A 21,928-nucleotide genomic window follows, 5' to 3' on the forward strand; every position below is an offset into this window, starting at 1 on the left:
ACGGCTGGAGCCGTTCGGTCGCGACATCCTGCCTCCCCCGCAGGCGGAGGGCTACTGTGACCCACCCCACACTGTCAGCATAGGTAGGGATCGGGGAGTTGGGGGAGCGCGGGGGGAACATGCGCCATCAGCACTGGATGATCTGGCTGGCCACAGGTCTGGGCGCGGGCATGGTGGCCGGCGGTTGGCTGATGGACGGTCTGGCCTATGTGCCGGGCTTTCTGCTGGAGATCGGCGTCACCTTGCTCCTGCTCGTACCGATCGCCCTGCTCGAGCAACGGCTGCGACAGACGGAGCGGCAGACTCGCGAGCTCAACGAAGGGCTGCGCCGTGTCGACCAGCAGGTACGCCGGACGGCGGAGGAAGTGCAGCGACTGGGGCAGGCGTCGGTCGACGGGGGCTTCAGTGAGCGTGAGGCCGCGCTGGCCGCGGCAGCCGGCCGACGGGACCAGCCGTCGATCCGGCGGGCTTTGGAACAGGCCCATGAGACGGGCGCGGTCTCCTCTGACGGAGTGCGGGTGCGCCCAGCGGGTCTCGATGATGCCCGATTACGTTTCCGGCCGGCGCGCGATCCGCGGGACGCCGTCGTCGTACGGGTGGAGGCCGAGGTGAGTGGAGCGACGGTGACGTCCGCCTGGGAGCCATGGAGGCCGGGGGAGAACGCGCGACGGCTGTGCCGACGGCTCAACGCCCTCGCCGTCGGGCTGGGTGCGGGAGGCCCCGGGATGCAGCATCTCCCCTTCGAGGAACTGGTGACGCTGCTTCGCCTCGCCGTCACTTCGCACACCGGCGACGGACGAGATCTGGGAGCCGTCATCGAACTGGCCAACGAGGAATGGGTCGTCAGCGACGACGGCTTGTACGGCCGCCCCTGGCCCTACCGTGTTCCGCGTGCCCTCATCGTCGGAGATTCTGCCGGTGAGGTCGCGCAGTACGGTGTCCGGAACGCCCCCTTGGCCGACCCCGCCCGCCTGGCTGACGCACTGGCGATCGCGCGTGTCGCCTACCGCGCGGGCCCCGGTACAGGTCCGCCCCCATGAGAGCGGCCTTCAGGTGCTCGCGCGGTGCGGTCCCGGTCGGCCCACGGCGCTTTCAGAGGCTCTTGGCGAAGCAGCGGCTCGACTCGTAGTGACGGTAGTAGCCGAACTTCCCGCACGGCTCGTAACCGCTGGACGTGTAGAGGGCTATGGCCTCCGGCTGCTTCGTGCCGGTCTCCAGGACCATGCGGGTGCGGCCCGCCGCGCGGGCGTCCTCCTCCAGGGCGGCCAGGATGCGGCGCGCCAGGCCCCGGCCGCGCATGCCGTCGACCACGTACATGCGCTTGATCTCGGCGTCGCCGTCCAGGTTGCCCTCGTCGTTGGCGTCCTGGGTGCGCCAGCCGCCGGAGGCGATGGGGGAGTCGTGCTCGTCGTACGCGATCAGGTAGGTGCCGTTCGGCGGTGCGAAGTCCGAGGCGGCCATGGTCGTGGCGTCGCCTCCGTCGCCGTAGCGGACGTGGTATTCGGCCTGGACCTGGTCGTTGAGCTTCGTGGCGTCGGGGTGGTCGAAGGGGACCCGGCGTATATGCATGCTGTGTACCGTATGTCAGCTCATGAGGGGGCGGGAGTGTGTTCGATCCGGAACTGGACCTCGTCCAGTGTGCCGGTATCGTGCCGGGGTGCTGACTGTGACCTCTGTGAATGTGAACGGGCTGCGGGCCGCCGCGAAGAAGGGCTTCGTGGAGTGGCTGGCGGCGACTGACGCCGATGTGCTGTGCCTGCAGGAGGTGCGGGCCGAGCCGGGGCAGCTGCCCGAGTCCGTGCGGGCGCCCGAGGGGTGGCATGTGACACACGCGCCGGCCGCCGCCAAGGGGCGGGCCGGGGTGTCCCTCTACAGCCGCCGCGAGCCCGACCGGGTCCAGGTCGGATTCGGGTCGGAGGAGTTCGACGGCAGCGGGCGGTACGTGGAGGCCGACCTGCCGGGCGTCACCGTCGCCTCCCTCTATCTGCCCTCCGGCGAGGTCGGCACCGAGCGGCAGGACGAGAAGACGCGCTTCATGGGCGAGTTCCTCCCCTATCTGAAGGGCCTCAGGGAGCGCGCCGCCGCCGAGGGCCGCGAGGTCCTGGTCTGCGGCGACTGGAACATCGCCCACCAGGAGGCCGACCTCAAGAACTGGCGCGGCAACCGCAAGAACTCCGGGTTCCTGCCCGAGGAGCGGGAGTGGCTCACCCAGGTCTTCCAGGAGGCGGACGGGGGGTACGTCGATGTCGTGCGGGAGCTGCACCCGGACACCGAGGGGCCGTACTCGTGGTGGTCGTATCGGGGGCGGGCCTTCGACAACGACACGGGATGGAGGATCGACTACCACGTCGCCACGCCCGGGCTCGCCGGGCGGGCCGTCAAGGGGTTCGTGGAGCGGGCCGCCACGCACGAGGAGCGGTGGTCCGACCACGCGCCCGTGACCGTGGTGTACGAGAGGTAGGGCTCAGGGCCTGCGCATCCGCCGGTCCAGCGCCAAGGAGAGTTCCGCCTCCACCACGCTCCGCGCCAGCGGGCGCAGGCGGGGCAGGTCCTGGGCGGAGGCGTGGCGGAGGACCAGGGTCGTGAAGAGTTCGGCCAGGGCGTCGGCGTGGGTGCGGACCTGTTTGGCTGCGGCGAGGACGTCGGCGAGGGGGATGCCCTCGTGGACCAGGGCCGAGGAGACGTCGAGGAGGCGGCGGCTGATGTGGACGATCTCGTCGCCGTCGGTGGCGAGGTAGCCGAGTTCCAGCGCGGCGGCGAGGTTCTCGGGTGTGGTCTCGCCGCCGAAGTGGTCGGCGAGTTCCTCCGGGGTGAGGTGGACCGGCTCTTCTTCGGTGGGGGCGCCTCCGACGCCGAGCAGGTCGCCGACGTCCCGGCCGTTGTCGAAGGCTTCCGCGAGTTCCGCGATGCCGCTGAGGGTGTGGCCGCGTTCCAGCAGGGCCGTGATGGTGCGCAGCCGGGCCAGGTGGTGGTCGTCGTACCAGGCGATGCGGCCTTCCCGGCGGGGTGGCGGGATCAGTTTGCGTTCGCGGTAGAAACGCAGGGTGCGCACCGTGATCCCGGCCAGGCGGGCCAGCTCTTCCATGCGGTATTCACGCTTCTCGGCCACCTGGGCACCTTAAGGCGTACCACGGGTAACTTCCTCGTTCCGCCCCCTACCCATCAGTACGCCGCTGCCCTACGCTCCCATTGCGCCAGTGTTCACTGGCATGGTTCTCGTGGTGTGTGTGGAGGTGTCGGCATGGGCGAGCGCGAACACGAACGCGAGCATGTACGGGTCGCGGTGGTCGGGTCCGGGTTCGGCGGGCTGGGGGCCGCCGTGCGGCTGCGCCGTGAGGGCGTCACCGACTTCGTCGTCCTGGAGCGGGCGAGCAGTGTCGGCGGCACCTGGCGGGACAACAGCTACCCGGGGTGCCGGTGCGATGTGCCCTCGCATCTGTACTCGTTCTCCTTCGCGCCCAACCCCGACTGGCCGCGCACCTTCTCCGGGCAGGAGCACATCCGCGCGTATCTGGAGCACGTCACGGACGTGTTCCGGCTGCGGCCGCACCTCCGCTTCGACTCGGAGGTGAAGCGGATGACCTGGAACGCCGAGCGGCTGTGCTGGGACATCGAGACCGCCAGTGGGAATCTGTCGGCGGACCTGGTGGTGTCGGCGACCGGGCCGTTGTCCGATCCGAAGGTGCCGGAGATCCCGGGGCTGGAGTCCTTCCCCGGCAAGGTCTTCCACTCGGCCCGCTGGGACCACGACTACGACCTGCGCGGCAAGCGCGTCGCGATGGTGGGGACCGGGGCCTCGGCCGCCCAGATCGTGCCGGCCGTCCAGCCCGACGTCTCGCACCTGACGCTGTTCCAGCGGACCGCGCCCTGGGTCATGCCCCGCATCGACCGGAACATCAGCGACGGCGAGCGGTGGCTGCACCGGCAGTTGCCCTTCACCTCGCAGCTGCGGCGCGGACTGCTGTGGGGCATCCGGGAGTTGCAGGTGCAGGCGTTCACCAAGCATCCGCGCCAGCTCGGTCTCGTCGAGGAGATGGCCCGGCGCAACATGGCCCGCTCCATCAAGGACCCGGAGCTGCGGGCGAAGCTCACCCCGGACTACCGCATCGGCTGCAAGCGGATCCTGCTGTCCAGCGACTACTACCCGGCGCTCGCGCAGCCCAATGTGGACGTGGTCGCGAGCGGGCTGGCCGAGGTGCGCGGATCGACGTTGGTCGCCGCCGACGGCCAAGAGGCCGAGGCCGACGCGATCGTCTTCGGCACCGGGTTCCACGTCACCGACATGCCCATCGCCGACCGGGTCGTGGGCGCCGACGGACGGACCCTCGCGGAGACCTGGAAGGGCGGCATGGAGGCCCTGCGCGGTGCCTCCGCCGCCGGGTTCCCCAACTGGATGACGATCATCGGGCCCAACACCGGCCTCGGGAACTCCTCGATGATCCTGATGATCGAGTCCCAGCTCAACTACCTGGCCGACTACGTCCGCCAGCTCGACGTCCTCGGCGGCCGGGTCGCCCTCGACGCCCGCCCGGATGCCGTACGCGCCTGGAACCACCAGGTGCAGGAGCGCATGAAGCGCACGGTGTGGAACACCGGCGGCTGCACCAGCTGGTACCTCGACGCGAGCGGCCGCAACACCACCATCTGGCCCGGCACCACAGGCGAGTTCCGGAGGGCGACGCGACGGGTCGACCTCGCGGAGTACGACGTCCTGCGCGTCCCCGTGCGGAAGGAAGCCGAGAAGGCCGGGGTGGACGCGTGAGCCGGCTGCTGCACGTCGACTCCGGGCCCTATGCCCCGCCCGCCCCTGCCCGGGAGCTGACCGCCGTGTCCGCCGACGGGGCCCGGCTGCACGTCGAGATCCACGGCCCCGACGGTGCCCCGGCCGTCGTCCTCGCCCACGGCTGGACCTGCTCCACCGCCTTCTGGGCGGCGCAGATCCGCGAACTGGCCACCGACCGCCGGGTCATCGCCTATGACCAGCGTGGCCACGGGCGCAGCCCGGCGAGCCCGGCGTGCAGTGCCGAGGCGCTCGCCGACGACCTGGAGGCCGTACTGGAGGCCACCCTGGCGCCCGGCGAACAGGCCGTGATCGCCGGGCACTCGATGGGCGGCATGACCGTGATGGCGGCCGCCGAGCGGGCCGGTTTCCGGGCGCACGCGGCCGCCGTCCTGCTGTGCAGCACGGGCAGTTCGCAGCTGGTCGCCGCCTCCACCGTCGTACCGATCCGGGCCGGTCGGCCGCGCACCTGGCTGACCCGGCGGATCCTCGGCTCCCGGGCGCCGCTCGGGCCCGTCACGCCGCTGGCCCGCCGGATCCTCAAGTACGCGACGATGGGCGCCGGTTCGGCCCCGCACATGGTCGAGGCCTGCGCCCGCATCGTGCACGCCTGCTCCCGCAAGGTCCGCCACTCCTGGTCGCAGGTGCTGGATCTGCTCGACCTCGACCACGGCGTGCGTGAGCTGCGGGTGCCCACGGCCGTCGTCGTCGGTACGGCGGACCGGCTGACCCCGCCCGTGCAGGCCCGGGCCCTGGCCGCCGCGCTGCCGCAGTGCGCCGGGCTCACCGAGCTGCCCGGCGTCGGCCACATGACGCCCGTCGAGGCGCCGGGGCTGGTCGGCGAACGCATACGGGAACTCGTCCACGCACACATCCAGGCCGAATCCGTCGTATCCGAGGAGAGCGCATGAGCAGGGTCAGCCTCGAGGGGAAGGTCGCCGTGGTGACCGGGGCGGCGCGCGGCGTCGGGGAGTTGCTGGCCCGCAAGCTCTCCGCGCGCGGCGTGAAGGTCGCGCTGGTCGGACTGGAGCCGGACGCGCTCAAGGAGGTCTCCGGGCGGCTGCACAGCGACAGCGACCACTGGCACGCCGATGTCACCGACCACGAGGCGATGGCCCGGGTCGCGAGCGAGGTGAAGGAGCGCTTCGGCAGGGTCGACATCGTCGTCGCCAACGCCGGTGTCGCCACCGGCGGTCCCTTCGCCGACTCCGACCCGGAGTCCTGGCGGCGGGTGATCGAGGTCAACCTGATCGGCTCGGCGGTGACCGGCCGCGCCTTCCTGCCGATGCTGCTGGAGAGCCGGGGGTATCTGCTCCAGATCGCGTCCCTCGCCGCGATCACCCCGGCCCCGATGATGACCGCGTACTGCGCCTCCAAGTCCGGTGTGGAGGCGTACGCGCACAGCCTGCGCGCCGAGGTCGGGCACCGGGGCGTGAAGGTCGGCGTCGGGTATCTGTCGTGGACCGACACCGACATGGTGCGCGGGGCCGACCAGGACGACGTCATGCGGGAGTTGAGGCAGCGGCTGCCCTGGCCGTCCAACAAGACCTATCCGCTGGGCCCGGCCGTGGACCGGCTGGTGGCCGGGATCGAGAGCCGGTCGAGCCATGTGTACGGGCAGTGGTGGCTGCGCGGCATGCAGGGCGTGCGCGGCTACCTGCCCGGGGTCATCGGGACCGTGGGGCAGCGCGAGATGCGGAGGTTCGCGGACCGGCTGACGGGCATGCGCTCGGGCCTCGTCGGGGCAGGCGGCGCGGCCGATGAGCAGCAGCGGGCTACGCTCCGTAAGTGATCGACATGCGCAGGGTCACGACCCGTGTGAATCTGATCGAGCCAGATCCCCTCACCCCCAACGGGAGTGAACCCACATGGGTATGAAGGACCAGTTCCAGGAGAAGTCCGAGCAGTGGCAGAACCAGGCCCGTCAGAAGGCCGACCAGGCTCGTGAGCAGGTGCAGGGCCGCGGTCGCCGGCGCGACGAGGACATGGAGTCGCCGCAGCACCCGCAGCGTGACCGTGAGCGGGAGCGCGAGCACGAGGACCGCTTCGACCAGGACTACGACGCCTGACGACGCGTGCTGAAAGGAAGGGGTGCCTCGCGCGGGGCACCCCTTCCGCACGTCCGCTCGCGCCTCACGGACGCGGCGGCAGCTTCGGCCGGGAGTGGTCCGGTACGTCGCTGTACGTCGGCGGCACCGCCGCGGGATTGCTCTCCAGCAGCCCGAGCGCCAGCTCCACCGCGTCGGTCAGCTGGGCGTGGCGGCCCTCCGCCCAGTCCAGCGGGGTGCGCAGGACGTCGATGTCGGGGGCGACGCCCCTGTTCTCCACCGACCAGCCGTAGGCGTCGAACCAGGCCGCGTTCATCGGCACCGTGATCACCGTGCCGTCCCCCAGCTCGTGGCGGCCGGTCATGCCGACGACACCGCCCCAGGTGCGCTGCCCCACCACCGGGCCCAGCTTCAGCAGTTTGAAGGCGGCGGTGATCATGTCGCCGTCGGAGGAGGTCGCCTCGTCCGCCAGCGCCACCACCGGGCCTCTCGGCGCGTTGGAGGTGTACGACACGGGCTGGGCGTCGCGGGTCAGGTCCCAGCCCAGGATCGTGCGGCTCAGCGTCTCGATGACCAGCTCGCTGATGTGGCCGCCCGCGTTGCCGCGCACATCCACGATCAGCGCCGGCCGGGACACCTCCATGCGCAGATCCCGGTTGAACTGCGCCCAGCCCGAACCGCCCATGTCCGGGATGTGCAGATAGCCGCAGCGCCCGCCGCTCAACTCCCGTACCACCGCCCGGCGTTTCGCCACCCAGTCCTGGTAGCGCAACGGCCGCTCGTCCACCAGCGGGACGACGGCGACCCGCCGGGGCGGGCCCGCGCTCTCGGCCGGGGTGAAGGTCAGCTCCACCGTCGTGCCGCCCGCGCCCGCCAGCAGCGGATACGGGCCCGCGGCCGGATCCACCGGGCGGCCGTCGACATGGGTGAGGACCGCGCCCTCCCGGATGCCGGTGCCGGCCAGCGGGGAGCGGGCCTTGGAGTCGGAGGAGTCACCGGCCAGGATCCGCAGCACCGTCCAGCCGCCGTCCCGGCGTACGAAGTTGGCGCCCAGCAGGCCCTGGCGGCGCTGGTAGTGGGGCGGGCCCTCGTTGCGCCGGGCGGCGGTGACATACGCGTGGGAGGTGCCCAGTTCGCCCAGCACCTCGCGCAGCAGGTCCGCGAACTCGTCCGGGGAGGCGACCCGTTCGACCAGCGGACGGTACTGGTCCAGCACCCCGGCCCAGTCGATGCCGCACATGCCCGGCTCCCAGAAGTAGGCCCGGATCAGCCGCCCGGCCTCCTCGTACGCCTGCCGCCACTCCGCCGCCGGGTCGACCACGTGCAGGATGCGGCGCGCGTCGATCCACACCGTCGAGTCGGCGTCGCCCGATTCGACGGCCGGCACCGCGCGCAGCTCGCCCTCGTCGACCACGACCAGTCTGCTGCCGTCGCCGCTCACCGCGAACCAGTCGAGATGGTCGACGAGTTCGGTCCGCTTGGCCTTGGTGATGCCGAAGTGCTCCAGGGTCGGCCGGCCGCTGGTGTCGTCCGGGTTGGCGAACGTCTCGCCCAGCGCGCCCGAGATCGGCCAGCGCAGCCACACCAGCCCGCCGCCCGCGACCGGGTGCAGCGCCGAGTACTTGGAGGCGGCCACCGGGAAGGGCGTGACCCGGCTCTCCAGGCCCTCGGCCTCGACGGTCACCGTCCCGCTGTCGCCGTTGTCGTCGTCCTCCACCGGGTCCAGGCCCCCGGCGGCCGGACGGCCCTCCGGGTTCACCGCGAACGGGGAGGGCGTCGCGGAGGACAGCGGCACGAGGTAGGGGCGGCAGCCCAGCGGGAAGGACAGGTCGCCGGTGTGCACGTCGTAGACGGGGTCGAAGCCGCGCCAGGACAGGAAGGCGAGGTAGCGGCCGTCGCGCGTGAACACCGGGTTCTCGTCCTCGAAGCGGCCGTTGGTGACGTCGATGACGACGCCCTCCTCGACCCTGGCCATCTTGATCTGCCGCAGGGTCCGCCCGATGCCCGGGTGCGACCAGGTCAGCCACGCCCCGTCCGGGGAGAACGCGAGGTCGCGCACGGGCCCGTTGATCGACCGGATCAGCTCGGTGACCTCGCCGCCGGAGTCCTCGGTGACGTCGATCAGCAGCAGTCGCCCGTCGTGCGAGGCGACGGCGAGGCGCTCGCCCTCCGGGTCCGAGACCAGCTCGCGCACCCGGCCCAGGGCGCCCGGGGCCAGCCGTCGCGGCTCTCGGGCGCCGGAGGCCCGGGGCAGCGAGGCGATCTCGATCGCGTCCTCGCCCTCCGCGTCCGTCACATACGCCACCCGCCCGCTCGCGCCGAGCATCTCCGGCATCCGCACCCGGACGCCCGGGGTGTCGGTGAGGGTGCGGGCGGGCCCGTCGCGGTGGGTGAGCCAGTACAGGCTGCCGCGTACGACGACCGCGCTGGCCCGGCCGGTCTCGTCGACCGAGATCCCGTCGAGGTGCTGGGCCGCCGCCACCTGGTACGGGCGCCGCCCCGCGCGCGGCCCGCCCATCTCTACGTCCAGCCTCCGTGGCGCGGAGTCCGGCGACAGGTCGTCGACCAGCCAGAGATCGCCCGCGCACTGGTACACCACCCGGGTCCCGTCGCTGGAGGCATGCCGGGCGTAGAAGGCGTCGTGGTCGGTGTGACGGCGCAGATCGGAGCCGTCACAGGCGCAGGAGTAGAGGTTGCCGACGCCCTCGTGGTCGGAGAGGAAGGCGATCCGGCCGCCGACGAACATGGGGGAGTGCAGATGGCCGTCGAGTCCGGCCAGCAGCCGTTCGCCGTGCAGCCACAGCCTGCCGGTGGCCCCGCCCCGGTAGCGCTTCCAGGAGGCCGGTTCGTGCGGCGGGGTGCCGGTGAGGAGCAGGGTCCTGCGCTCCCCGTCCAGGTCGGCGGCCTGGATGTCGGAGACCGGTCCCCAGGGCAGTTTGCGGCCCGGGGCGCCGTCGAGGGGGACCTTGTAGCCCCAGGTGAAGAAGGAGAAGGGCTCGCCGTGCGAGGCCACGGCCAGGATCTCGCCCTCCGGGGTCCAGCCGCAGACCCGGGTGTCGGCGCTGCCCCAGTGGGTCAGCCGGCGGCCCGGGCCGCCGTCCACCTCCGCGAGATGGACCTCGGGCACCAGGGTGCGCCAGCTCGTGTACGCGAGGTGCCGGCCGTCGGGCGAGAAGCGGGGGTGGCCCAGTTTGGCGCGGTCGACGGTGAGCCGCCAGGCCCGGCCGGGGGCGTCGAGCGGGGCGAGCCAGAGGTCGTCCTCGGCCACGAAGCACAGCAGGTCGTCATGGAGATGCGGCAGACGCAGATAGCTCACCTCCCCATGCTTTGCCTCGGGGCGAAACGCAGCAAGTTATGACAAACAGGCCTCCGTGACGCAGCACACGTACGAAACGGTTTCGTTTCTCTAGGCTCTGCGCTAGATTCCTCCTGTGCCGGAGCGTGCCGGAGAAGGAAGGTGCAGGAGATGACTGAGGTCGCCACCCCGCGTCGCAGTCGGATCACCCCCGAGCGGGAGGCCGAGCTGTACGCGGCCGTGCTCGACCTGCTCCGGGAAGTCGGCTACGACGCCCTCACCATGGACGCCGTGGCGGCGCGCACCCGGTCCAGCAAGGCGACGCTCTACCGCCAGTGGGGCGGCAAGCCCGAGCTGGTGGCGAAGGCGGTCCGGCACAACAAGCCGGGCAACATCGCCGACGTCGACACCGGAACTCTGCGCGGCGACCTCCACGCCCTCGCCTCGCGTGAGGACGACTGCGCCATGCAGCAGAACGCCGCGCTGATGCGGGGCCTGTTCATGGCGGTGCACGCCAACCCGGATCTTCTCCAGGCGTTCAGGGAACTGCTGATCGAGCCGGAGATGGAGGAGTTCCACCGGGTCGTGCGCAAGGCGGTCGACCGCGGCGAGATCCGCGCCGACTGTCCGGCCCTGGAGTACATCGTGCACATGCTGGTGGGCGCCTTCGCCACCCGCACGCTGATCGACGACCAGCCGCCGACGCAGGCCTTCCTCCTCTCGTACATCGACGCCGTGGTCCTCCCCGCCCTCGGCATCCCCACCGGCTGAGCAATCCCCCTCACCCGATCAATCCCCCTCCCTTGAGAAACCGCAGCACCTGACGCGATCACCGCTCACGTCGTCGGGCTGATCTCCCCTGCCCTGAAACACCCCACGACCTGACCGGGAGTACGCCCTCGTGGCCACTTTCCTCTACAAGCTCGGCCGGCTCTCGTACCGGCGGCGGCACTTCGTCGCCCTGATCTGGGTGGCCCTGCTGACCCTCGCCGGGGTCGGCGCGGCCAGCGCCCCCGCCGCGGGCAACAGCTCGTTCTCCATCCCCGGCACGGAGGCCCAGAAGGCCTTCGACCTGCTGGAACAGCGCTTCCCCGGCGTGAGCGCCGACGGCGCCACCGCACGCGTCGTCTTCAAGGCGCCGAGCGGCGAGAAGATGACCGACCCCGGCAACAAGGCGGCGGTCCGGGAGACCGTCGAGGAACTGGCCGACGGCTCCGAGGTCGCCCGCGTCACCGACCCGTACCAGGCGAAGGCCGTCAGCAAGGACGGCACGATCGCCTACGCGCAGGTGTCGTACAAGGTCTCCGGCATGGAACTGGAGGACTCCTCCCGCGACGCCCTTCAGGACAGTGCGCGGGACGCGCGCGAGAGCGGGCTGACCGTCGAGATCGGCGGTGACGCGCTCCAGACCGTCCCGCACACCGGCTCCAGCGAGATCATCGGCATCGCGGTCGCCGCCGTCGTCCTCGTCATCACCTTCGGCTCCCTGGTCGCGGCCGGTCTGCCGCTGCTGACGGCGCTGATCGGCGTGGGCATCGGCGTCTCCACGATCACGGCCCTGGCCAGCGCGCTGGACCTGGGCTCCACGACCTCCACCCTGGCGATGATGATCGGCCTGGCGGTCGGCATCGACTACGCCCTGTTCATCGTCTCCCGCTACCGCGCCGAACTGGCCGAGGGCCGCGACCGCGAGGAGGCGGCGGGCCGGGCCACCGGCACGGCGGGCTCGGCGGTGGTCTTCGCGGGCCTGACGGTGGTGATCGCGCTGGTGGGTCTGTCGGTCGTCAACATCCCGATGCTGACCAAGATGGGCGTCGCGGCGGCGGGCACGGTGGCCATCGCGGTGCTGATCGCCCTGACCATGATCCCGGCGCTGCTCGGATACGCGGGCCGGAAGGTGAAGCCCATGGGGGAGAAGGGCAAGCGGTTCGGCCGGGCGCCGAAGCAGCCCGAGCGCCCCAACCTGGGCACCCGCTGGGCGAGTTTCGTCGTCCGCCGCCCGATCGCCGTCCTGCTGCTCGGGGTCATCGGCCTCGGCGCGGCGGCCGTCCCGGCGTCGAGCCTGGAACTGGGCCTGCCGGACGACGGCTCCCAGCCCACCTCCACGACCCAGCGCCGCGCCTACGACCTGCTGTCGGAGGGCTTCGGCCCCGGCTTCAACGGCCCGCTGATGGTCGTCGTCGACGCGAAGGACAGCGACGACCCGAAGGCCGCCTTCTCGACGGTCGGCGATGAGATCAAGGGCCTCAAGGACGTCGTCACGGTGACGCCGCCGGCGCCCAACAAGGCCGGTGACACGGCCACCATCACCGTGATCCCGGGCTCCCAGCCGTCCTCCGTGACGACGGAGAACCTGGTGCACGGCATCCGCGACGCCGGCGCGGGCATCAAGGCCGACACCGACGCGAGTGTCCTGGTCACCGGCAGCACGGCGATGAACATCGACGTCAGCGAGAAGCTCAACGACGCGCTGGTCCCCTACCTGGTGCTGGTGGTCGGCCTGGCCTTCCTGCTGCTGATCGTGGTGTTCCGCTCGATCCTGGTCCCGCTGAAGGCGGCCCTCGGCTTCCTGCTGTCGGTGATGGCGGCCCTCGGCGCGGTGGTCGCGGTCTTCCAGTGGGGCTGGCTGTCGGGCCTGATGGGCGTGGAGCAGACGGGCCCGGTCATGTCGATGATGCCGATCTTCATGGTCGGCGTGGTCTTCGGCCTGGCGATGGACTACGAGGTGTTCCTGGTGACCCGGATGCGGGAGGCCTACGTCCACGGCGAGAAGCCGAGCCAGGCGATCGTGACGGGCTTCCGGCACGGCGCCCGGGTGGTGACGGCCGCGGCGGTCATCATGATGGCGGTCTTCGCCGGCTTCATCGGCTCGTCCGAGTCGATGGTCAAGATGATCGGCTTCGGCCTCGCGATCGCGGTCTTCTTCGACGCGTTCATCGTCCGGATGGCCATCGTCCCGGCCGTCCTGGCCCTCCTCGGCCGCAAGGCCTGGTGGCTGCCCAAGTGGCTGGACCGGGCGCTGCCCAACGTGGACGTCGAGGGCGAGGGCCTGCGCCCGGACTCCGGCCGCGGGGACACGGACCGGGAGCTGGTACGCGCCTGACGTTCCACCGCTTCCGGTGAGACCGGCCGGTGAGGGCTCCGTGGGGACGGGTGCCCTCACCGGCTTTTCCGTGCTCATCCCGCCTACAGGCTGCGGGCGGTGATGTCGCCGTAGGCGGTGGTCGCGCGGATGACGAGGCCGGCGGCGGCGCCGTCGGCGTTCATCAGCGTGTTCTGGATCCGGCCGAAGCCGGTGCCGGCGTCCAGGGAGGCGGAGACGCCGCGGCCGGCGGCGATCGAGATCTCGCCGTGCTCGGTGCGCAGCTCGACCGAGCCGCCCGTGGCCTCGGCGACCCGGATGTCGCCCTTCTGGGTGCGGATCTCCGCGGAACCGCCCAGCCGCCCGACCGAGACGTCGCCGGCGAGGAGGGTGAGACGGGCGCCCTCGGTCTCGTCGAGCTTGACCGAGCCGTGCGCGCCCTCGAAGGCGACATCGCCGAGCCGTCCGACGCCCCGGAACTCGGAGCTGGCCGCCTTCGCCTCGACACGGGAGCCGGCGGGCAGCTGGACGGTCACCTCGACGGAACCGGAGTTGCCGAGGACCCGGTTCTTCGCCGGTGCGGCCTCGATCCGCAGCACACCGTCGCCGAACTCGACGCCGACCCGCTCCGCCGCCTTCACATCGCGGCTGTTCGACTTGTCCGCGGGCCGGACCTCGACGGTGGTGTCGTCCCGGTCGGCGGCGATGAACTGGATACGTCCGGCGGGGATGTCGACGACGGCGGAGACCGGGGCGGTGGTGGTGAACTTCTGCATCGTGCTCTCCTTCAGCTGGTTGTTTCCGATGAAGGAAACGCTACGTTGCGTTCATAGATCTGGCAACGCATTCGTTGCGTTGAATCGACGTAAGTGCAGTTAGATGTAGGAATTTCGTTGCAATGGTTCCTGATTTAACGCAACGGGGACCCACCTTTCGTTGCAATGGAATGAAGGTGAACGCTAAGCTGACGGCACCCGAGGAGAACGAAGGAGACCGCGATGCCGGGAGGCAGGCTCACCCAGCAGGAACGTCAGCAGATCGCGCTGGGACTGGCCGACGGCCTCGCCTACGCCGAGATCGCCCGGCGCGTCGACCGCCCCACCTCGACCATCACGCGCGAGGTCATGCGCAACGGCGGCCCCACCGCCTACCGCGCCGACCTGGCCCACCGCGCCACCGAACGCCGCGCCCACCGGCGCCGGCAGACCGCGCCCCGGGCGGCGGAGGCACCCCCGCAGGCCCATGGGCGCGACGCCGAGGCCGTGCGGGAGTACGAGGAGGTGTTCACCACCGTCCTGATGGCCTCGGGCATGACGACGATGCCGGCCAGGGTGATGGCCTCCCTCACCCTGACCGACAGCGGCAGCCTCACCGCGTCCGAACTCGTCCAGCGCCTCCAGGTCAGCCCGGCGTCCATCTCCAAGGCGGTCGCCTTCCTGGACAGCCAGGGCCTCGTCCGCCGGGAGCGCGACGAGCGCCGCCGCGAGCGCTACATCGTCGACGACGACATCTGGTACCGGTCGATGATGGCCAGCGCCCGGTCCATCGCCCAGCTCGTCGAGATCGCCCGCGAGGGCGTCGGCGTCCTCGGCCCCGGCACCCCGGTCGCCGCCCGGCTCGAGAACATCGCCCGCTTCCTCGACTTCGTCAGCGAGAGCACGGCCCGCGCGGCGGAACAGGCCCGCGAGATCCTCCGTACGAAGGCGTAAGGGGCCAAGGGGCCGACGGGAGTCGATGCCGCCGCCCCTGCGGTCGTCCCGGCTCAGGCGTGCGGGTGCAGGACGACCTTGGTGTAGCCCTCCACGCGCTTGTCGAACTTGTCGTACGCCGACGGCGCCTGGTCGAGCGGCAGTTCGTGCGAGACGACGAAGCTCGGCTTCGCGCGGTCCTCGATGATCATGTCGCGCAGGTGCCGGTTGTACCGCTTGACGTTGCACTGCCCGGTGCCCATGCGCAGCCCCTTCTCGAAGAGGCGTCCGATGGCGACCATCAGCATGCCCTGCTTGGCCTGCTCGTCCGGACCGCCCGGGTCGCGCGGCACATACAGGCCCGGCACCCCGAGAGCACCCGTCGGCCGGACCGTCTCGACGAGCGAGTTCAGTACGACCGCCGGTTCCTCACGGTCCTCGCCCTGCGCCTGGGCCTGGTAGCCGACCGCGTCGACACCCTTGTCCGTGCCCTGGCCCGCGGTCTGGTCCTTGATCTGCCGGGCCGGATCGCCCTGGGTGAAGTCGATCGGCACCGCGCCGATCTCCCGCGCCTTCTGCAACCGCTCCGCCACCCGGTCGACCACGAACACCTTGCTCGCGCCGCGCAGCATCGCCGAGTAGGCGGCCATCAGCCCGACCGGACCGCCGCCGTACACGGCGACGCTCTCGCCGGGACGCACATCGGCCAGCTCGTTGCCGTGGTAGCCGGTCGGGAAGATGTCCGCGAGAAGGACGAAGTCCGTCTCCTTCTCGGTGCCCTCGGGGAGCTTCAGGCAGTTGAAGTCGGCGTACGGAACCCGTACGTACTCCGCCTGACCCCCGGTGTAGGGCCCCATCGCGACATAGCCGTAGGCGCCGCCGGCGAAGCCCGGGTTCACCGTCAGGCAGAAGCCCGTGAAGCCGGCCGAACAGTTTCTGCAGAAGCCGCAGGCCACATTGAACGGCATGACCACCCGGTCGCCGCGGCTGAGCGAGGTGACTCCCTCTCCCGTCTCCTCGATGACCCCGAGGTTCTCGTGGCCGAACACGATGCCCGGCTCGGCCGCGGTGCGGCCCTCGTACATGTGCAGGTCCGAGCCGCAGATGGCCGTCGACGTCACCCGCACGATCACATCGTTCGGGTGCTGGATCCGGGGATCCTCCACTTTCTCCACCGCCACCTCGAAGGGGCCCTTGTACACGACAGCCCTCATCGTCAGCACCTCCATCTGTGTTCTGGCTCATATACCAGGCTGGTGCATGATGGGACGATTTGCACCAAGAGAAGGCGCTTGAGGCGCTTGGAGGAGAAAGGATCAACGGCCTTGTCACGACGTATCGGAACACTGCTCGTCTCGGTCTCCGGCCTGTCCGGCACGACCTACCCGGTGGGCACCCGTGTGGCCATCCGGGGCACCGGAGGCTCCGTCGACGGATTCGTCGACGGAGACTGGCTGCCGCTCGCGTGGTGGGAGTTCGCGGATGTCGCGCAGGGGGACGACGCCCGCTGAACCCCCCTCGCGTGTCCGATACACGTACCGCTAGCGTGCCCTGCATGACGACGACAGCCGCCACTGACGCCGAGGACTCCGGAGCACACCCCCTCTTCGCCCAGGCCCTGCGGGAGCGCGGGCTCGACGAGGTCGTTCCGCTCGTGAGGCGCTTCCCGGAAGCCACCCGTACCGCCGCCGAGGCCGCCGCCGCCCTCGGATGCGACCTGAGCCAGATCTGCAAGTCGCTGATCTTCGCGGCCGACGGGGTGCCCGTGCTGGTCCTCATGGACGGGGCCTCCCGGGTCGATCTCGACCTGGTGCGGGGGGAACTCGGCGCGGAGAAGGTCACCCGGGCCAAGGTCGATGTCGTGCGGGAGACGACCGGCTATGCCATCGGCGGTGTGCCGCCCTTCGGACACCGGACGACGACGCGTGTGCTCGCCGACCGCTCCCTGTTCGACCACGAGACCGTGTGGGCGGCCGCCGGGACGCCGTACACCATGTTCCCCATGGCGCCCGGCGACCTCGTCGCCCACTCCGGGGCCATCGTGGCGGACGTGCGCGAGAGCTCCTCGTGACGCCGGTGGTCACGGGCGCCGTGCTGCTCGCCGCCGTGACCCACGCCAGCTGGAACGCCATCGCGCACAAGATCACGGACAAGCTCGCCGGGTTCACGCTGATCTCGGGCGGCGGGCTGGTCATCGGGCTGGCGATCGCGCCGTTCGCGGCATTCCCGGCGGCCGGGGCGTGGCCCTACCTCCTCTTCTCCGCCGCCATCCACATCGCCTACTACGCCCTGCTGATGAAGTCCTTCCGGCTGGGCGACTTCGGGCAGGCCTATCCCATCGCGCGCGGCACCGCGCCCCTCGTCGTGACCCTGCTCGCCGCGCTCTTCGCCCACGAGGTGCCCGACGGGTGGGCCGCCGCCGGCATCGCCCTGTCGTGCGCGGGGCTGACCGGCGTCGCCCTGTGGGGGCTGCGCGGGCGGCGGCCCGACTGGGCGGCGATCGGGGCGGCCCTGGCCACGGGGCTGACGATCGCCGTGTACACCGTCGTGGACGGGCTGGGCGTGCGGGCGTCGGGCTCCTCGCTCGGGTACATCGCCTGGCTGATGGCCGTGCAGGGGATCGTCATCCCCGCGTACGCCGTGAGCCGCTGGCGCGGGCGGACCGTCGCCCTGCTGCGGCCCTTCGCCGTGACCGGCCTCATCGGGGCCGCGCTCTCCGTCGCCGCCTACGCCCTCGTCCTGTGGGCCCAGACCAAGGCCGAGCTCGCCCCCATCGCCGCCCTGCGCGAGTCGTCGATCATCGTCGGCGCGGCCATCGGGGCCGTGTTCTTCAAGGAGCGATTCGGCGCCCCGAGAATCGCGGCGGCCGGGCTGCTGGTCGTCGGGATCGGGCTGATGCTGCACGCCGGGTAGGCAAGGCGGGTGCACTTGCCGCACCTGAGGAGCACCCTGGAACTAGGTCTTCCGGAGGTGATCGTCATGATGCACACCCGAGCGGGATGGCACGTCGAGATGGAGTTCATGGAGGACGACCAGCACACGCGGGCGGTCGCGATGCTGCGGCTGCCCGACGGCAGCGAGGTACGGGCGCACGGGGCGGCCAACCGGCACCGGTCCGACGTCAATCAGCCCAGGGTCGGAGAGGAGATCGCCGGGGCCCGGGCGCTCAACGAACTCGCCATGCAGTTGCTGACCAAAGCCCACGAGGAGATCGACCAGGCGTCCGGGCGGATCTCCCACCCGATCCACGTCTAGCGGCGGCCGGGAGTCTCAGAGGCCTAGGGCCTGCCGTATCGCCCGTACCAGCCCCTGCGCCCGCGGATCCGCCGTCACCGTCTTGCGGAGGCCGTTCGTGACGTAGCCGAAGGCGATTCGGGACCCCGGGTCCGCGAAGCCGAGGGCGCCGCCGCGGCCCGGGTGACCGAAGGAGCCCGGGGCCAGGAAGGGCGAGGCGCTGCCGTGCAGCATGTAGCCGAGGCCGAAGCGGGTGCCGACCACCAGGACACGGTCGGGGCCCGCCGACTCCTCGGCCCGGGCCAGTTCGACCGTCTCCGGCGTGAAGAGGCGTGAGGCACCGGCCGTGTCACCGATCAGCGTCGCGTAGAAGCGGGCCAGTCCGTCCGCCGTCGCGACGGCGTTCGTCGCGGGCAGGGCCGCCGCGCGGTAGGCGGGGTCGTTCTGGTCCGGGAACGGGGTGATCGCCGCGAACGCCCGGCGGGTGAGGGAGGCCGGGTCCTCGTAGGCCTCGGTGACCGAGCGCTTCGGCCGGGCGCGCAGACCCCCGGTCGGCTCGGGGCCCTCGACGCGGCCCGCGCGTCCCACCCGGTGGGCCTCCGACTCGGGCAGACCGAGCCAGAGGTCCAGGCCCAGCGGGCCGGTGATCTGCGCCGCGAGCCACTCGCCCGCGCCCTGCCCGGTCACGCGCCGCACCAGTTCGTCGAGCATCCAGCCGTAGGTGAGCGCGTGGTAGCCGTGGTCGGTGCCGGGCTCCCACACGGGTGCCTGGGCGGCGACCGCCGCGGGGCCCCGCAGCGGGTCGAGGGCCTGCTCGGGGGTGAGGGGGTGGTCGAGGACCGGCAGTCCGGCCCGGTGGTTCAGGACGTGCCGGACCAGCACTCGCTCCTTGCCCCGCGCCTTGAACTCCGGCCAGTAGTGGCCCACGGGCGCGTCCAGGTCGAGCTGTCCGCGCTGGTGCAGCAGCAGGAGTACGGCGGCGGCCACGCCCTTGGTCGCCGAGCGCACGATCTGGGCGGTGCCGTGCTCCCAGGGGCTCGTGCCGTCGACGTCCTTCGTGCCGGCCCACAGGTCGACGACCCGCTGCCCGTCCCGGTAGACGGCGACCGCCGCGCCCCGCTCCCCGAGCGCCTCGAAGTTCGCTGCGAACGCTTCCCTGACCGGCTCGAAGCCCTCGGCGACTGTGCCGTTCACGTCCACGTCCGTACTCCTCGTCGTGCTGCGGTGCTGCGGTCTTCCCCCTTAGCCAAGCAGGATCGTCACGTCGATGTTCCCGCGGGTCGCGTTCGAGTACGGGCAGATCGCGTGGGCCGCGTCCACCAGCTTGGTCGCGAGGTCGGGGTCGACGACCGGCAGGGAGACGCTGAGGGCGACCGCGAGGCCGTAGCCCTGCTGGGTGTTGGGGCCGATGCCGACCTTCGCGGCGACCGTGGAGCCGGCCAGGTCGTAGCCCTCGCGGTTGCCGACCAGGATCAGGGCGTTGTGGAAGCAGGAGCTGTAACCGGCCGCGAAGAGCTGTTCCGGGTTGGTGCCGTTGCCGTCGCCGCCGAGCTGCGGGGGCATCGCGACCTTGAGCTCGATCTGGCCGTCCTGGCTGGTCACATAGCCCGCACGGCCGCCGTGGGCGGTGGCCTCCGCGACGTACATGATCTTCGTCGGGCGGGTGTCGACGGCGGGGCCGTCAGTCATGCTGTCCTCCCCCGGAACCAAGTGTGCACAAACACATCGTGCACAAGGTACTGGCCGGTAACCGGTCCTCGCCAGCAGGGGGTGGCAATCCGGGGCAACCCGCGGTCAGCGGGCCCGGTCGGCCGCCGACTCCGCCTTCTCGGCCAGGTGCCACAGCTCCTCGCGGAGCCGCGCGATCTCCGTGCCGTCCAGGCCCGTCGCCGTGAGCAGCGCGCCGGGGACGCACATCGCGCGCTCCCGGAGTTCCTCCCCGCGCCCGGTCAGGGCCACGAGCACCGACCGCTCGTCCCGCGCCGACCGTTCACGCCGCAGCAGACCCGCCGTCTCCAGCCGCTTCAGCAGGGGCGAGACCGTGCCGTAGTCGAGGCGCAGGGCCCCGGCCAGCTCCTTGACCGTGGTCTCGCCGCGCTCCCAGAGGACGAGCAGCACGAGGTACTGGGGATAGGTGAGGCCGAGGTCGTCGAGGAGCGGGCGGTACGCGGCCGTCACCGCGCGCTGGGCGGCGTACAGCGCGAAGCACAGCTGCTCGTCCAGCAGCAGCGAGCCTTCCCCGCTCGTGGTCTCCTCGTTCGTCACGCGCTCATTGTCACGGACGGGCCGGGGCGGCCGGCACGGAACGCGGATCGAAGCCGAACGGCAGCTCCAGCCGGTGGGCGCGCATCAGCTCCTCGTCGGAGAGCAGCTCGCCCGTCGGGCCGTCCGCGGCGATGACGCCCTCGCTGAGGATCAGGGAGCGCGGGCACAGCTCCAGCGCGTAGGGCAGGTCGTGCGTGACCATCAGGACCGTCACGTCCAGCGAGCGCAGGATGTCGGCCAGTTCACGGCGGGAGGCGGGGTCGAGGTTGGAGGAGGGCTCGTCGAGGACGAGGATCTCCGGCTCCATGGCGAGGACGGTCGCGACGGCCACCCGGCGGCGCTGCCCGAAGGAGAGGTGATGCGGCGGGCGGTCCTTGAACTCCGCCATGCCGACCCGCTCCAAAGCCCGGTCCACGCGCTCCTCCAGCTCCGGCCCCTTCAGCCCGGCCGCCGCCGGCCCGAACGCCACGTCCTCCCGGACGGTCGGCATGAAGAGCTGGTCGTCCGGGTCCTGGAAGACGATGCCGACCCGGCGCCGGATCTCGGCCATGTGCCGCTTGTCCACGGGCAGCCCGGCCACCCTCACCGTGCCGGCGCCGCCGGTCAGGATGCCGTTGAGATGCAGCACGAGGGTCGTCTTGCCGGCGCCGTTCGGCCCGAGCAGCGCGACCCGCTCACCGCGCGCCACCGAGAGGTCGACGCCGAAGAGGGCCTGATGCCCGTCGGGGTAGGCGAAGGCCAGTCCGGCCACGTCGAGCGAGGGTGTCACATCAGTCACAGCGACCATCCCAGCAGACAGACGACCAGGGCCGCGCCCGGGAGGGTCAGGGCGTACGACCACTGCGCCCGGGACGCGGTCACCTCGTCGATGACCGGCATGGCACCGGCGTAGCCCCGGCTGACCATGGCCAGATGGACGCGCTCGCCGCGTTCGTAGGAGCGGATGAACAGCGCCCCGGCGGACTTGGCGAGCACGCCCCAGTGCCGGACACCCTTCGCCTCGAAGCCCCGGGACTCCCGGGCGATCCGCATGCGCCGCATCTCGTCCGCGATGACATCGCCGTAGCGGATCATGAAGGACGCGATCTGCACGAGCAGCGGCGGCAGCTTGAGGCGCTGCAGGCCGAGGAGCAGTTCGCGCAGGTCGGTGGTGGCGGCCAGCAGGACGGAGGCGGTGACGCCGAGCGTGCCCTTGGCGAGCACGTTCCAGGCGCCCCACAGGCCGTTGACGCTCAGGGACATCCCCAGGACGTCGACGCGCTCGCCCTCCGCGACGAACGGCATGAGCACCGCGAAAGCGACGAACGGCACCTCGATCAGCAGCCGCCGGAGCACAAACCCGGCGGGCACCCGGGCGACGCCCGCGACGACGCCCAGCAGCACCGCGTACGCCCCGAACGCCCACATCGCCTCGCGCGGTGTCGACACCACGACCAGCACGAAGGCGAACACCGCGGCGAGCTTGGTGTGCGGCGGCAGCGCGTGCACGGGCGAGTGCCCGTGCCGGTAGAGCTTGTGCGCGTGCCCCGCACCCAT

General features: G+C 71.4%; 23 protein-coding genes. 13 read left to right on the forward strand and 10 right to left on the reverse strand.

Translation table 11 applies throughout. The annotated features are described in order from the left end of the window. Window positions 1–119: 119 nt before the first annotated feature. A complete protein-coding gene (locus KJK29_RS22095; RefSeq protein WP_215120873.1) occupies window positions 120–1,040 on the forward strand; it encodes a hypothetical protein in 921 nt (306 codons plus the stop codon). 52 nt (window positions 1,041–1,092) lie between these two features. On the opposite strand, the gene KJK29_RS22100 is transcribed toward KJK29_RS22095, so the two are convergent. Next, entirely contained in the window at window positions 1,093–1,569 is a 477-nt protein-coding gene (locus KJK29_RS22100; RefSeq protein WP_215120874.1) for a GNAT family N-acetyltransferase, read from the reverse strand. 97 nt (window positions 1,570–1,666) lie between these two features. On the opposite strand from KJK29_RS22100, the gene KJK29_RS22105 reads away from it, so the two are divergent. Next, on the forward strand, window positions 1,667–2,461 hold the full coding sequence (locus KJK29_RS22105; RefSeq protein ID WP_251057904.1) for an exodeoxyribonuclease III: 795 nt from the start codon (window positions 1,667–1,669) through the stop codon (window positions 2,459–2,461). Window positions 2,462–2,464: 3 nt separating this feature from the next. Here the strand turns inward: KJK29_RS22105 and KJK29_RS22110 are convergent, their stop codons facing one another. Then, entirely contained in the window at window positions 2,465–3,109 is a 645-nt protein-coding gene (locus KJK29_RS22110) for a MerR family transcriptional regulator (RefSeq protein ID WP_215120876.1), read from the reverse strand. A 132-nt stretch (window positions 3,110–3,241) separates the two neighbouring features. On the opposite strand from KJK29_RS22110, the gene KJK29_RS22115 reads away from it, so the two are divergent. From KJK29_RS22115 to KJK29_RS22130, 4 genes are all read left to right on the forward strand, one after another. Then, window positions 3,242–4,762, forward strand: a complete 1,521-nt coding sequence (locus tag KJK29_RS22115) for a flavin-containing monooxygenase (RefSeq protein ID WP_215120877.1) — start codon at window positions 3,242–3,244, stop codon at window positions 4,760–4,762. Then, window positions 4,759–5,691 (forward strand): alpha/beta fold hydrolase, encoded by a 933-nt coding sequence (locus KJK29_RS22120; RefSeq protein WP_215120878.1) that lies wholly within the window; start codon window positions 4,759–4,761, stop codon window positions 5,689–5,691. Before KJK29_RS22115 ends, KJK29_RS22120 begins: the two co-directional genes overlap by 4 nt. Further along, window positions 5,688–6,572 (forward strand): SDR family oxidoreductase, encoded by an 885-nt coding sequence (locus tag KJK29_RS22125; protein ID WP_215120879.1) that lies wholly within the window; start codon window positions 5,688–5,690, stop codon window positions 6,570–6,572. Before KJK29_RS22120 ends, KJK29_RS22125 begins: the two co-directional genes overlap by 4 nt. A 76-nt stretch (window positions 6,573–6,648) precedes the next feature. Continuing rightward, a complete protein-coding gene (locus KJK29_RS22130) occupies window positions 6,649–6,849 on the forward strand; it encodes a hypothetical protein (RefSeq protein ID WP_215120880.1) in 201 nt (66 codons plus the stop codon). A gap of 64 nt (window positions 6,850–6,913) precedes the next feature. Here the strand turns inward: KJK29_RS22130 and KJK29_RS22135 are convergent, their stop codons facing one another. Continuing rightward, the gene (locus tag KJK29_RS22135) at window positions 6,914–10,144 is read right to left on the reverse strand and encodes a S41 family peptidase (protein ID WP_215120881.1); all 3,231 of its coding nucleotides are present in this window, start codon (window positions 10,142–10,144) and stop codon (window positions 6,914–6,916) included. Window positions 10,145–10,294: 150 nt separating this feature from the next. On the opposite strand from KJK29_RS22135, the gene KJK29_RS22140 reads away from it, so the two are divergent. After that, complete coding sequence (locus tag KJK29_RS22140) at window positions 10,295–10,894, forward strand: TetR/AcrR family transcriptional regulator (RefSeq protein ID WP_215120882.1); 600 nt, start codon at window positions 10,295–10,297, stop codon at window positions 10,892–10,894. Window positions 10,895–11,024: 130 nt separating this feature from the next. Next, window positions 11,025–13,226: an MMPL family transporter gene (locus KJK29_RS22145; protein WP_215120883.1), complete on the forward strand. Its 2,202-nt coding sequence runs from the start codon at window positions 11,025–11,027 to the stop codon at window positions 13,224–13,226. Between the two features lie 83 nt (window positions 13,227–13,309). Here the strand turns inward: KJK29_RS22145 and KJK29_RS22150 are convergent, their stop codons facing one another. Next, on the reverse strand, window positions 13,310–13,981 hold the full coding sequence (locus tag KJK29_RS22150; RefSeq protein ID WP_215120884.1) for a DUF4097 family beta strand repeat-containing protein: 672 nt from the start codon (window positions 13,979–13,981) through the stop codon (window positions 13,310–13,312). A 222-nt stretch (window positions 13,982–14,203) separates the two neighbouring features. On the opposite strand from KJK29_RS22150, the gene KJK29_RS22155 reads away from it, so the two are divergent. Beyond that, window positions 14,204–14,914: a MarR family transcriptional regulator gene (locus KJK29_RS22155; protein WP_215120885.1), complete on the forward strand. Its 711-nt coding sequence runs from the start codon at window positions 14,204–14,206 to the stop codon at window positions 14,912–14,914. Window positions 14,915–14,967: 53 nt separating this feature from the next. On the opposite strand, the gene KJK29_RS22160 is transcribed toward KJK29_RS22155, so the two are convergent. After that, entirely contained in the window at window positions 14,968–16,107 is a 1,140-nt protein-coding gene (locus KJK29_RS22160) for a glutathione-independent formaldehyde dehydrogenase (protein ID WP_215120886.1), read from the reverse strand. A gap of 111 nt (window positions 16,108–16,218) precedes the next feature. Here KJK29_RS22160 and KJK29_RS22165 point away from each other — a divergent pair, with 111 nt between their 5' ends. From KJK29_RS22165 to KJK29_RS22180, 4 genes are all read left to right on the forward strand, one after another. Then, window positions 16,219–16,404 carry a hypothetical protein gene (locus tag KJK29_RS22165; protein ID WP_215120887.1) on the forward strand — a complete coding sequence of 62 codons (186 nt, stop codon included), beginning with the start codon at window positions 16,219–16,221 and terminating at the stop codon, window positions 16,402–16,404. A 44-nt stretch (window positions 16,405–16,448) separates the two neighbouring features. Further along, complete coding sequence (locus tag KJK29_RS22170; protein ID WP_215120888.1) at window positions 16,449–16,964, forward strand: YbaK/EbsC family protein; 516 nt, start codon at window positions 16,449–16,451, stop codon at window positions 16,962–16,964. Further along, a complete protein-coding gene (locus tag KJK29_RS22175) occupies window positions 16,961–17,806 on the forward strand; it encodes a DMT family transporter (RefSeq protein ID WP_215120889.1) in 846 nt (281 codons plus the stop codon). Before KJK29_RS22170 ends, KJK29_RS22175 begins: the two co-directional genes overlap by 4 nt. A gap of 66 nt (window positions 17,807–17,872) precedes the next feature. Further along, window positions 17,873–18,148, forward strand: coding sequence for a DUF1876 domain-containing protein (locus KJK29_RS22180; protein ID WP_215120890.1), 276 nt, complete (start codon window positions 17,873–17,875; stop codon window positions 18,146–18,148). Window positions 18,149–18,163: 15 nt separating this feature from the next. Here the strand turns inward: KJK29_RS22180 and KJK29_RS22185 are convergent, their stop codons facing one another. The 5 genes from KJK29_RS22185 to cbiQ all read right to left on the reverse strand — a co-directional run bounded on the left by KJK29_RS22185 (window position 18,164) and on the right by cbiQ (window position 21,928). Next, on the reverse strand, window positions 18,164–19,327 hold the full coding sequence (locus KJK29_RS22185) for a serine hydrolase domain-containing protein (RefSeq protein WP_215120891.1): 1,164 nt from the start codon (window positions 19,325–19,327) through the stop codon (window positions 18,164–18,166). Between the two features lie 42 nt (window positions 19,328–19,369). Next, entirely contained in the window at window positions 19,370–19,816 is a 447-nt protein-coding gene (locus tag KJK29_RS22190) for an organic hydroperoxide resistance protein (RefSeq protein WP_215120892.1), read from the reverse strand. A gap of 105 nt (window positions 19,817–19,921) precedes the next feature. After that, entirely contained in the window at window positions 19,922–20,392 is a 471-nt protein-coding gene (locus tag KJK29_RS22195) for a MarR family winged helix-turn-helix transcriptional regulator (RefSeq protein ID WP_215120893.1), read from the reverse strand. A 10-nt stretch (window positions 20,393–20,402) separates the two neighbouring features. Continuing rightward, entirely contained in the window at window positions 20,403–21,179 is a 777-nt protein-coding gene (locus KJK29_RS22200) for an energy-coupling factor ABC transporter ATP-binding protein (RefSeq protein ID WP_215120894.1), read from the reverse strand. Next, on the reverse strand, window positions 21,167–21,928 hold the full coding sequence (cbiQ, locus tag KJK29_RS22205) for a cobalt ECF transporter T component CbiQ (RefSeq protein WP_215120895.1): 762 nt from the start codon (window positions 21,926–21,928) through the stop codon (window positions 21,167–21,169). The genes KJK29_RS22200 and cbiQ overlap by 13 nt, the downstream gene beginning before the upstream one ends.

It is taken from the genome of Streptomyces koelreuteriae (genome assembly GCF_018604545.1).
GTDB lineage: Bacteria > Actinomycetota > Actinomycetes > Streptomycetales > Streptomycetaceae > Streptomyces > Streptomyces koelreuteriae.